Source organism: Acinetobacter brisouii CIP 110357, from assembly GCF_000488275.1.
In the GTDB taxonomy this organism is placed as follows: domain Bacteria; phylum Pseudomonadota; class Gammaproteobacteria; order Pseudomonadales; family Moraxellaceae; genus Acinetobacter; species Acinetobacter brisouii.
In genome coordinates this window covers 1420054-1431936 of sequence record NZ_KI530762.1, presented here as the reverse complement: position 1 = coordinate 1431936, position 11883 = coordinate 1420054, and the positions used below count along the sequence as shown (strand labels likewise).

The following is an 11883-nucleotide window of genomic DNA, read 5'->3' as shown; positions in this document are numbered from 1 at the left end:
ATGTGAAGCAAAAAGGATTACTGCTGTGGAAAATAAGTATCATAAATTTAATGCCTGTATCGAACAGGATATTGCCATAGAAGCCAAAGATGATATGCCTGATGCCTATCGTAAGACCTTGATTCGTCAGATTGGGCAGCATGGGCATTCTGAAGTGATCGGTATGCTGCCAGAGGGTAACTGGATTACTCGTGCACCAACTTTGAAGCGTAAAGCAGTATTGCTTGCCAAAGTGCAGGATGAAGCAGGGCATGGTTTGTATTTGTACAGTGCGGCAGAAACGCTGGGTGCGGACCGTGATGACATGATGGAAAAACTGATTGCAGGGAAAATGAAATATTCCTCAATCTTTAACTATCCAACACTGACATGGGCAGATGTTGCAGCGATTGGCTGGCTGGTTGATGGTGCGGCAATTGTCAATCAGGTGGCATTGTGCCGTACCTCTTATGGCCCTTATGCCCGTGCCATGGTACGCATCTGTAAAGAAGAAAGTTTTCATCAGCGTCAGGGTTTCGAGGCCATGATGGCATTGGCTCAAGGCAGCGAGCATCAAAAACAAATGGCACAAGATGCGGTTAATCGTTTCTGGTGGCCAGCATTGATGATGTTTGGCCCAAGCGATGATCATTCACCAAATAGTGCGCAGAGCATGGCGTGGAAAATTAAACGTTTTAGTAATGATGAACTGCGTCAGAAATTTGTCGATAACACCGTACCGCAAGTGTTGCAGCTTGGCTTGACGGTACCTGATCCAGATTTGCAATGGAATGAGAGCACAGGCCATTACAGCTTTGGCGAAATTAATTGGGATGAGTTTATGGCGGTGATTCAGGGGCAAGGCCCATGTAACCATGAGCGCATCGAAGCACGTCGTAAAGCGTGGCAGGACGGTCAGTGGGTGCGTGAGGCAGCCGCAGTGTATGCACAAAAGCAAGCAGTCGCTCAGAGCAAAGTTGCCTAACAACACAAAATTTTGAATAAGGATATCAGCCATGAAACAGAAAAATCACTGGTCACTCTATGAAGTATTTATTCGTAGCAAACAAGGTCTAAGCCACCGCCATGTTGGGAGCTTACGCGCTGCGGATGATGAAATGGCACTGCAACATGCCCGCGATGTTTATACCCGCCGTAATGAAGGCATTAGCATTTGGGTAGTGCGTTCTGAACTAATCAAGTCCTCTCAGCCTGATGAAAAACCTGAATTTTTCGATCCGTCACTGGATAAGGTCTATCGCCATCCGACTTTTTACCACATTCCAGATGGCATTGAGCACATGTAAGCAGGGAGGATCAAAATGACGAATTTAGCATTATCAAAATTTCTGCTGCATATTGGCGACAGTCAACTGGTACTAGCACAGCGTTTGATGCAGTGGTGCGGGCATGCGCCTGAACTTGAGGTAGATATTGCACTGGCAAACATTGGACTGGACTTGCTGGGGCAGGCACGTAATTTCTTGACGTTGGCAGGGCAACAACAAAACCCGCCACAAGATGAAGATCAACTGGCGTATTTTCGTCAAGAGCGCGAATTTCTGAATTTACTGCTATGTGAACAGCCGAATGGTGACTTTGCCCAGACCATTGTCCGTCAATGGTTTATCGATCATTACCATGTGTTGTTAATGAGTACATTGGCACAGTCACAGCATGCCGAAGTCGCTGCATTGGCAACCAAGTCATTAAAAGAAATTAAATATCACGTGCGCTTTTCTACAGGCTGGATGGAGCGTTTAAGTTTAAGCACAGACGAAGCGCATCAACGTATGCAACAAGCACTCAATCAGTTATGGCGTTTTAGTGCGGAGCTTTTTGAGTTGACCGCAGAAGAACAGGCTCTGGTCGATACAGGTGTGATTCCTGATCTTGCATCCAACAAAACCCTTTGGGATGAGCAGGTTGCTGCTGAGCTACAACGCTTTGGCTTACAAGTCCCTGAAACGGCATATCGTCGTGGTGCTAAACAAGGTTTGCATACTGAGCATTTGGGCTATTTGCTTGCAGAAATGCAATCCATTCAACGCGCTTATCCCAACTTGGTGTGGTAGTCGAATCAGGGAGATGAGGCATGCAACGTATTCAACATTGTGTTGAGCAGTGCTGGCAGATTTTGGAAAGTGTCAGCGACCCAGAAATTCCTGTGTTGTCGGTGATTGATCTGGGGATGATTCGTGGGGTGGAGCTGAATGCCGCAAATGAAATTTTGGTGCGTTTAACCCCAACCTATAGCGGTTGTCCTGCAACAGATTTGCTGAAGCAGCAGATTCAACAGGCGCTGAATGAACAGGGCTTTGAACCCGTACAGGTTTTGCTGGATTTGTCGGAGGCTTGGACAACTGACTGGATGTCTGAACAGGGCAAGCAAAAGCTGCAGGCTTACGGGATTGCTCCGCCACAAGGTCAGGCTGAACACTGCGGGACACATGTTGCATTGAGTGATGGAGTGGCTTGTCCACATTGCAAGAGTAGCGATACCCGATTGCTCAGCGAGTTTAGTTCAACGGCTTGTAAGGCACTGTATCAATGTTGGAGTTGCCTCGAACCTTTTGACTATTTTAAGTGCATTTGAGCCTGAAGATAAGGAAATTAGCCATGAACACATTTATTCCATTAAAAGTAAAAACCATTACACCGCAGACCGATCAGGCGATTTGTATTGCCTTTGATGTACCCAATGATGCGCAGCCACAGTTTGCTTTTCAGGCAGGGCAACATCTGACCATTCGTCATCTTACAGAGCAAGGTGAAATTCGCCGTTGTTATTCGATTTGCAGTCATGCTGCTACCGAAGATATCAGTATCGCAGTGAAAAAAATTGATCAGGGACAATTTTCCACATGGGCAAATGAGCATTTGCAGGTGGGCGATATCTTGGAAGTCATGCCACCTCAAGGGGTGTTTTTCCAGAAAGCGGCCAAGCAGGGTGGTCGGCATTATTTAGGTGTGGCTGCAGGCAGCGGCATTACGCCAATTTTGTCGATCATCAAGCATGTGTTGTTTGAACAGCCTGAAGCCAGTTTTACCTTGTTGTATGGCAACCGTTCATGGAAACAGACCATGTTTGCTGAACAGATTATGGATTTGAAAGACCAGTTCAAAACCCGTTTTCAGCTCATCAATATTTTTTCCCGCGAGATGAATGAAAGCGAGTTGATGAATGGGCGAATTGATATCGCCAAGTTGCAACAACTGTTTGATCATCAAGTGCTTGAACCGATTTTTGATCACTGCTTTGCCTGCGGCCCTGAAGAAATGATGCAGGCTGTGGAAACCGTGTTGCCTGAATTGGGCATCGACAAAACCCGTATTCATACTGAGCGTTTTAATACAGGCGAGATGAAACCCCGTTCGGCTGAACAGCAGGCTGATCGTCAGGAGGCTCAGGTCAGTATTGTGCTGGATGGTCGTGAACTACGTATTGATGTCGGGCAGCAAGATGACAGCATTTTAGATGCAGCATTGCGTGCGGGTGCAGATTTACCATATGCCTGTAAAGGTGGGGTGTGTGCGACCTGCCGTTGCAAGGTCTTGCAAGGTGAAGTGGATATGCTGATCAACTATAGCCTTGAAGATGAAGAGGTGGCAAAAGGCTATGTCTTGAGCTGTCAGGCATTGCCAAAAACGGTCGATGTTCGCCTGAGTTTTGACGAGTAAGGGGAATGACGATGCAAGAACTGATCACGCAAAGTTATCCTGCGGAAAAAGTATTGCTACTGAGTTTGAATCGGCTTGAAAAACGTAATGCCCTCAACAATGCCACCTTGCGCCATTTGGTCGAGCTGTTGCAACAGGCTGAGCAAAACCCAGATGTCGGTGTAGTTGTAATTACAGGCCATACTTCCTGTTTTGCAGCAGGTGCAGATTTGACCGAACTTGCCGATTTGGACGTGGTGAATTTGCAGCTTGATGAGCGCCCACAGCTTTGGCAAAAAATTGACAGTTTTTCCAAGCCTTTGATTGCAGCGGTAAATGGTTATGCACTGGGTGCAGGTTTTGAACTGGTACTGCATGCTGACATCGTACTTTGCGGGGAAAATGCCAAATTTGCCTTGCCTGAAATTGGTTTGGGCATGTTGCCTGGTGCAGGTGGTACGCAGCGTTTAGCCCGTCTGGTCGGGCAACAACTGGCAATGCGCTGGGCAATGACAGGTGAAATGCTCGGTGCCGAGCAAGCCTTGCAACACGGGATTTGTAGTCAGATTTCACCTGTCGCATTGACGGTGCAATACGCGGTGGAACTGGCAGGAAAAATTGCCCGACAGGCACCACTGGCATTACGTGCCATTAAACAATCTGTCAAAAATATTCATGAAACCAGTTTGAGTCAGGGCTTAAAACTGGAGCGGCAAAGTTTTGTCTGGCTGGCTGCCACCCAAGACCGCCAAGAAGGCATCAGTGCATTTTTTGAAAAAAGAAAACCCGTATTTAAAGGACAATAAGATGATGGATTATCAGCATATTTTAGTTAAAGAACACAATGAAGTGGGTTATCTGACCCTGAACCGCCCAAAGCAGCTCAACAGTTTTAATGTGGCGATGCATCAGGAAGTTGCGGAAGTATTAAAAAACTGGACGGTCAATCCTGATATCCGCTGTGTGGTGATTAGTGGTGCAGGGCGTGGTTTTTGTGCAGGACAGGATTTGAGTGATCGTGTGGTCGATCCCGATGCGGCTGCGCCAGATTTGGGTGTTTCGATCGAGAAATTTTATAACCCGCTGATCAAAACTTTGGTGAATATGCCCAAGCCTGTGATTTGTGCAGTGAACGGTGTCGCCGCAGGTGCAGGTGCAAATATTGCTTTGGCATGTGACTTGGTAATTGCAGCCAAATCTGCCAGTTTTATTCAGGCATTTTGCCGTCTAGGTTTAGTGCCAGATTCAGGTGGGACATGGTTTTTACCACGTGCAGTTGGACATGCACGGGCGATGGGATTGGCATTACTGGGCGATAAATTGTCTGCTGAAGATGCCAAACAACTCGGCATGATTTGGGATGTGGCAGAAGATGCTGAGCTTCAAGATCAAGTCACAGCATTGGCAGAGCGTCTGGCAAAACAACCGACATTTGGGCTGTCTTTAATCAAAAAAGCCATTCACCAGTCCAGTCATAACACGTTTGAAGAGCAACTCATTTTAGAGCGTGACTTACAGCGTATCGCAGGGCGTTCGGACGATTACCGTGAAGGTGTACAAGCCTTTATGCAAAAACGCGAACCCAACTATACGGGGTGCTGATATGGCGAATCGGGATTTGTCCAATGCGCGTATTGCGGTCATTGGTTCAGGGACAATGGGCATGGGCATTGTGCAGCTTGCCATTTGTCATGGTCATCACACTTATTTGTACGATACCGATCTGGTGAAAGCTCAGCAAGCCGTTGCAGCACTACGCCCGACTTTGGAAAAGCTTGTTACTAAACAGAAACTGACCACTGAACAGCTTGAGCAAGCATGGTCACGACTGGTCATTGCCAATGCTGTAAAAGAACTGAAAACTGTAGATTTGGTGATTGAAGCAATTGTCGAAAAACAACAGGTTAAACAGGCTTTGTTTCAGCAACTTGCCGAGATTTGCCCAGCCGATACTGTTTTTGCCAGCAATACCTCGTCGATTTCAATTACCGCAATTGCATCGCAAGTGCCACAACCTGAGCGTGTCGTGGGACTGCATTTCTTTAATCCTGCACCGATCATGAAACTGGTGGAGATTATTCAGGGTTTAAAAACTCCTGTGCAATTGTGTCAGGCATTACAGCAGTTGATGTTGAAGTGGCGCAAAGTCCCTGTTTTGGCCCAGTCAACCCCTGGTTTTATTGTCAATCGTATTGCTCGCCCATTTTACTCGGAAGGCTTTCGTGCCTTGCAGGAGCAAGTGGTTTCGCCTGAACAGTTGGATTATCTGTTGCGCCAGTGCGGTGGTTTTGCCATGGGGCCTTGTGAACTGACTGATCTGATCGGGCAAGATGTCAATTTTTCAGTCACCCAAACGGTGTATCAGCAATTTTTCTATGAACCACGCTACCGTCCGAGTCTGGTGCAACAGCAACTGGTCGATGCAGGCTGTTATGGTCGTAAAACAGGTCAGGGATTTTATAACTATAACGATGCAAGCCGAGTGCGTTATCGGCCAAGTTTAGCAAAAAGCACTTCTGCTGAATGGGATGATGCGACTTTGGCGGGAACTTGGAAAAATCAGCCTGCATTTGTGGAACGGATACAGGCGATTTATGAGCTTCGACAAGTCTCTGCCAAACACAATGTGTTGTGGATTGATGATATCGCCGTGACTTTGAGTAGCGGTGAAGCTGTGAATTTCAGTGATCCACAGCAAAAAACCGTGGTTATGGACTGGCATGCTAACTGGCAAAGTGCCGAAGCGATTGCACTGAGTCATAACCTGTCTTGCCAGCCTGAAGATCTGGCGAAAGTTGAAGACTTTTTTGCAGGCTTAGGCGTTGCCGTCGTTTGGCTGAAAGATCATCCAGCTTTGCTGAGTCTACGCATCATTGCCTTGTTAATTAATGAAGCCTGTGAAGCGGTGCAGCAAGCGGTTGCCAGCCCTGAAGATATTGATAATGCCATGAAATATGGCGTGAATTATCCGCAAGGCCCATTTGAATGGTTACAGCAAATCGGTACGGCTCACATTTTAAAGACCTTGCAGAATCTGTATGAATTTTATGGCGAAGAAAAATATCGCCCGAGCGTTTATCTCAAACTGTTATTGGCTCAACAACAGCAACTTTCACATTTGGCAGCTTTGCCCGCGTCAGTATAAAGGAATGAACTATGCACAATGTTGTAATCTGTGATCTGATCCGTACCCCGATTGGTCGTTATGCAGGCGCGCTGAGTTCAGTGCGTGCCGATGATTTGGCGACCTTGCCAATTCAGTATTTAAAAAATAAACATCCCAATTTGCCGTGGGAACAACTCGATGAAGTGATTTTGGGCTGCTCCAACCAAGCGGGAGAAGATAACCGTAATGTGGCGCGCATGGCAGCATTGTTGGCAGGACTGCCTGAAAGTGTGCCTGCGGTGACCGTCAATCGTTTATGTGCTTCAGGCTTAGATGCGGTTGGATTGGCAGCGCGAAGTGTTAAGGCGGGTGAAGCAGAATTTATGCTGGCAGGTGGGGTTGAATCCATGAGCCGCGCGCCTTTTGTACAGTCTAAATCCCAAGAAGCCTTTGCTCGTACCCCTGAAATCTATGACACCACCATTGGCTGGCGTTTTGTGAATAAGAAAATGCAGGCGAATTTTGGGATCGACAGCATGCCTGAAACGGCTGAAAACGTGGCAGAAAAATATCAGATTAGCCGTGCCGATCAGGATGCGTTTGCGTTACGCAGTCAGCAAAAGGCCGCAGAAGCTCAGCAGGCAAAGCGCTTTGATGTCGAGATTATGCCTGTGGAGATTATCAATCGTAAGAAACAGGTCACGCAGATCACTCAAGATGAGCATTTGCGTCCTGAAACAACCTTGGATGCCTTGGCAAAACTCAAAGCGCCGTTTCGTACCCAAGGTGGAACAGTCACCGCAGGCAATGCTTCGGGTGTGAACGATGGCGCGGCATGTGTGCTGATGACCAGTCAGGCATTTGCCGAGCAGCATCAGTTACAACCTTTGGCACGCGTGGTGGGTTATGCCAGTGCAGGTGTTGAGCCGAAATATATGGGCATCGGCCCTGTGCCCGCCATACACAAAGTCTTGAAGCAAACAGGACTGAGCTTGGAACAAATGGATGTGATTGAACTGAATGAAGCCTTTGCTTCGCAGTCGCTGGCAGTACTACGAGAGTTGGGTTTGAGTGATGATGATGCACGCGTGAATCCAAATGGCGGTGCGATTGCTTTGGGGCATCCACTGGGCATGAGTGGTACGCGTTTAGTGATTACCGCAACCCATGAACTGAAACAGCGTCAGGGACGCTATGCCTTGTGTAGCATGTGCGTCGGTGTGGGTCAGGGTGTGGCACTGATTCTGGAAAATCTCAGTGCAGTCTAAGGACAACTAAAAATAAAATAAAAACTCAGGGAGAGTCACAATGCAGGTTCAAGATACGGATATTCATGAAAACTTGCCACTTGAAGCATTACGTCAGTTGCAATTTGAGCGCCTCAAGCAAACGCTGCATCACGCTTATCAAAACAGTGCCGTATATCGGCGCAAGTTTGATGCAGCAGGGGTACACCCCGATGATCTGCACACACTGGCAGATTTGGCCAAGTTTCCTTTTACCACCAAGCAGGATCTACGCGAAAATTATCCATTTGGCATGTTTGCTGTCCCGAAACAGGACATTGTCAGGCTGCATGCTTCATCGGGTACAACAGGTAAACCCACGGTAGTTGGTTATACCCAGCAAGATATCCATACATGGGCGGATCTTGTGGCACGCTGTTTGCGTGTCGCAGGGCTAGATCATTCAGATACGGTGCAAGTAGCCTATGGCTACGGTTTGTTTACGGGTGGTTTAGGGGCGCATTATGGTGTGGAACGGCTGGGTGCAACAGTGATTCCAATGTCAGGCGGACAAACCGAAAAACAGATTCAACTGATTCAGGACTTTCAGCCAACTGCCTTGATGGTTACACCGTCTTATTGTGTCAATATTATTGAACAGTTAGAGAAGCAATATGGCACAGCCAAAGAAACTTCTTTAAAAGTCGGGATCTTTGGCGCTGAACCGTGGACAGAAGAAATGCGCCGTGAAATTGAAACCCGTCTGAATATCAAGGCGCTGGATATTTACGGACTATCTGAAGTGATGGGGCCTGGGGTTGCCATGCAGGCAGCAGATGACAACACAGGTTTAACCATTTGGGAAGATCATTTTTACCCTGAAATTATTCATCCTGAAACAGGTGAAGTCTTGCCTGATGGTGAAATGGGGGAACTGGTATTTACCACCATTACCAAACAGGGCATGCCTGTGATTCGTTACCGTACCCGCGATTTGACGTGTCTGATGCAGGGGCAACACTGTGCCATGCGCCGTATGCAAAAAGTGGTTGGACGCAGTGATGACATGCTGATTATTCGCGGGGTTAATGTTTTTCCGACCCAGATAGAGGAGCAGATTCTTAAAATTCCACAACTGATTCCCAACTATGAAATTCATGTGTCCAAGAAAGGATATATGGATACATTGCATATCCGAACGGAAATGAGTCAATATACGCAAACCGCCGCGTTACAGCTCGCACAAGAGTTACAGCACAAAATCAAGACCATGGTTGGTGTTTCTGTAACAGTTGAAATTCTGGCTGAAACGATGCTGCCGAGATCGGAAGGCAAGGCAAAGCGCGTCATTGACTTAAGAAAGATTGCCTAAGCAGGACAACCTGCATATTTAAAAGTTAGAGAGATATGAGCGTACGTATTCAGCACATTATTCAGTATTTGATTGAGCAAGAACCCCTTAGTGCGACTTCCTTAGTGTCGAGCATTTATGGGGATTCGATTTTGCATCGGGGCGGCAACATTAGTCTGGCGAGCCTGATTCAACTGATTGAACCCTTTGGGTTTAATGATCGTGCGGTACGTACAGCCGTATTTCGACTGGTGAAAAATGAATGGCTCGATTCACAAAAGGTGGGTCGTACCAGTTTTTATCGCATTACCGACGCCAGTCGCAAAGTGTATTTGCAGGCAGAACAGCGTATTTATAACCATCAAATGCGCGAGTGGGATCGCTATTGGGATCTGATTTTGCTCAGTTCGGTGGAGATGGAAAATAAAATCACACTGAAAAAAGAACTGGAATGGCTCGGTTTTTCCAGTATTGCTACCAATCTGATGGCATATCCTGGTTGCGATCAAGCCAAGCTGCAAAAGCTGTTGATTGAGCTGAACATGATGGATCAGGTGGTGGTGTTTAAAGCACAAACCCTCGATTTATGGGCAGGTTCTTCCGATACGGTGGCGCGTATGCTGGAAGTCAACTGGCCGATTGACGAAATCAAACAGCGTTATTTGAAATTTTTGGAACATTTCCGAGAAATTGCGACCTTGCTGAATCATGAACAGGAAGAAATTAGCCCACAGCAGGCATTTTTACTGCGTATTTTATTGATTCATCATTATCGCCGTATTTTACTCAAAGACCCGTCTTTGCCGCTGGAGCTGTTGCCTGCCGACTGGCCTGCGGTGAATGCCCGCAATTTAAGCGTAAATATTTACAAACGTATCTTTGAACAGGCCGATGAATATTTTCTATCGATTGCCAAAACTGCCGAAGGTTCACTGCCTGCGATTAATTCGAGCTTTTACAAGCGTTTTGGTGGCTTGGAACTTGCTGCCACTTTATAAAAAAAGGATGACTGTATATGCCGTGTTATGCAATTGATGGGGTAATGCCTGTGGTTCATCGTCAGGCATTTGTGCACCCAACCGCCGTGTTGATTGGCGATGTGGTGGTAGATGCTGGGGCCTATATCGGACCGTTGGCTGTTCTGCGTGCCGATTTTGGTGGTATCCGAATTGGTTACCAAGCCAATGTGCAGGACAACTGTGTGATTCATGGCTTTCCACAAAGCGTTACCGTGGTCGAAGATATGGGGCATATTGGACATGCCGCGATCTTGCATGGTTGTAAAGTCGGAAAAAATGCCATGATTGGCATGAACAGCGTGATTCTGGATGACTGCGAGATTGGTGAAAATGCCATTGTCGGTGCAAACAGTACTGTAACGGCAAAGACCAAGATTCCTGCCAACAGCTTGGCACTGGGCAGCCCTGCAAAAATTATTCGGGAATTAAGAGCTGAAGAGATTGCATGGAAAACCCAAGGAACACAACAATATATCGAATTGACTCAGCGCTGTTTGCACAGTCTGCAAGAGGTTAAGCCATTGAATGAGCAAGACCTGCTATTGTCACGTAAAACCTATCTGGACTTTCAGGCAGATCACCAAACAAAATAAAAAAATCAATGATGTGTTTAATTATAAAAATCGGATTTATGTGCGGAGCAAGAAAAATTGATGAGTAAACTAATGCCTTTGCGTTAAAACGTGAGCTTTGTTGCATTGAGGTTAAATTTTAAATAAAAATTAGGGCAGAACCCTCCAAAATAGGGAATCTGTCAGCTGTTCTCAATAAAATTTATACGCACAGCGGAGTAAGATGCTCTAAAATTACAGCAGATTATTTTTCGAGATACTTACATGTTTAGGTCTAAGGACAATTCAATAAAAATTAGCACCGATGAGCATAAGAAAAATATAGATTTTGTTTTTAACGAAGTTGGATTTAGTTTTTTTGTACTTAAAAATTTTCTATGGTTTTTCTGGATTTTAGATTTGGGCTTATTGCCAGGAAAAATTATTACTTACTTGTATTCTAACCACGCAACATGGTTGTCCTATGCGTATGATATAAAAAGTTCTTCGTGGTTAATGTTGGATAAATCGCCCACTCTCAGTTATATCGGCTGGTTTTGTATTGCACTGGCATTGTCAAATCCCAAAACCATCCAGCAAGTATTGTATAAAATTCCATTCTTGAAAATTAAAATCAACCGTGATCTTCTCAATTATCAAACCTTGGTTTATGGTTTTTTTATTGGATTCCTTGCATCGCATTTATCGAGTGTTTTTATGGATTTACCAGATATTTTGTCAGCATATTCAATTGAATATATTCGGATTTTTTAAATTATTTGCGTATTTAGATCACATAATAATGCTGATGAATTATGGCATTGAGTCGACCCGTAAAATTTGGATTAGACGTATGGTTTATATAAGGGAGCGAATTTGTTTATTATTTGATAAATCATTGAAAATGAAGTTTGATTTGATCAATAAATGGCTTGACTAGCTTTACTCTTATTGTTGACATGAGCTAAAATCCTGCACGTTGCAACATGTG

General features: G+C 45.7%; 13 protein-coding genes. All 13 read left to right on the top strand.

All coding sequences use genetic code 11. The features are described 5' to 3' along the window. The first annotated feature begins 25 nt into the window (after positions 1-25). The 13 genes from paaA (at position 26) to P255_RS06675 (ending at position 11666) form a co-directional block, all read left to right on the top strand. Positions 26-964: a 1,2-phenylacetyl-CoA epoxidase subunit PaaA gene (paaA, locus tag P255_RS06735; RefSeq protein WP_004904930.1), complete on the top strand. Its 939-nt coding sequence runs from the start codon at positions 26-28 to the stop codon at positions 962-964. Positions 965-995: 31 nt separating this feature from the next. Then, on the top strand, positions 996-1286 hold the full coding sequence (gene paaB / locus P255_RS06730) for a 1,2-phenylacetyl-CoA epoxidase subunit PaaB (RefSeq protein WP_004904931.1): 291 nt from the start codon (positions 996-998) through the stop codon (positions 1284-1286). 15 nt (positions 1287-1301) lie between these two features. Further along, positions 1302-2054 (top strand): 1,2-phenylacetyl-CoA epoxidase subunit PaaC, encoded by a 753-nt coding sequence (gene paaC / locus P255_RS06725; RefSeq protein WP_004904933.1) that lies wholly within the window; start codon positions 1302-1304, stop codon positions 2052-2054. 20 nt (positions 2055-2074) lie between these two features. Further along, the gene (gene paaD / locus P255_RS06720; RefSeq protein WP_004904935.1) at positions 2075-2575 is read left to right on the top strand and encodes a 1,2-phenylacetyl-CoA epoxidase subunit PaaD; all 501 of its coding nucleotides are present in this window, start codon (positions 2075-2077) and stop codon (positions 2573-2575) included. Between the two features lie 23 nt (positions 2576-2598). Further along, positions 2599-3660, top strand: a complete 1062-nt coding sequence (gene paaE / locus P255_RS06715; protein WP_004904937.1) for a 1,2-phenylacetyl-CoA epoxidase subunit PaaE — start codon at positions 2599-2601, stop codon at positions 3658-3660. An 11-nt stretch (positions 3661-3671) separates the two neighbouring features. Next, positions 3672-4445, top strand: coding sequence for an enoyl-CoA hydratase-related protein (locus P255_RS06710; RefSeq protein ID WP_035365078.1), 774 nt, complete (start codon positions 3672-3674; stop codon positions 4443-4445). A gap of 4 nt (positions 4446-4449) precedes the next feature. Then, positions 4450-5241, top strand: a complete 792-nt coding sequence (gene paaG / locus P255_RS06705; protein WP_004904941.1) for a 2-(1,2-epoxy-1,2-dihydrophenyl)acetyl-CoA isomerase PaaG — start codon at positions 4450-4452, stop codon at positions 5239-5241. A gap of 1 nt (position 5242) precedes the next feature. After that, positions 5243-6784 (top strand): 3-hydroxyacyl-CoA dehydrogenase, encoded by a 1542-nt coding sequence (locus P255_RS06700; RefSeq protein WP_004904943.1) that lies wholly within the window; start codon positions 5243-5245, stop codon positions 6782-6784. A gap of 11 nt (positions 6785-6795) precedes the next feature. Then, positions 6796-8013 (top strand): 3-oxoadipyl-CoA thiolase, encoded by a 1218-nt coding sequence (pcaF, locus tag P255_RS06695; protein WP_004904945.1) that lies wholly within the window; start codon positions 6796-6798, stop codon positions 8011-8013. Between the two features lie 40 nt (positions 8014-8053). Beyond that, entirely contained in the window at positions 8054-9343 is a 1290-nt protein-coding gene (gene paaK / locus P255_RS06690) for a phenylacetate--CoA ligase PaaK (RefSeq protein WP_004904948.1), read from the top strand. A gap of 35 nt (positions 9344-9378) precedes the next feature. Next, positions 9379-10320: a phenylacetic acid degradation operon negative regulatory protein PaaX gene (paaX, locus tag P255_RS06685; RefSeq protein WP_004904951.1), complete on the top strand. Its 942-nt coding sequence runs from the start codon at positions 9379-9381 to the stop codon at positions 10318-10320. 17 nt (positions 10321-10337) lie between these two features. Continuing rightward, the gene (locus tag P255_RS06680) at positions 10338-10934 is read left to right on the top strand and encodes a gamma carbonic anhydrase family protein (RefSeq protein WP_004904953.1); all 597 of its coding nucleotides are present in this window, start codon (positions 10338-10340) and stop codon (positions 10932-10934) included. Between the two features lie 243 nt (positions 10935-11177). After that, entirely contained in the window at positions 11178-11666 is a 489-nt protein-coding gene (locus P255_RS06675) for a hypothetical protein (RefSeq protein WP_004904956.1), read from the top strand. Positions 11667-11883 lie beyond the last annotated feature (217 nt).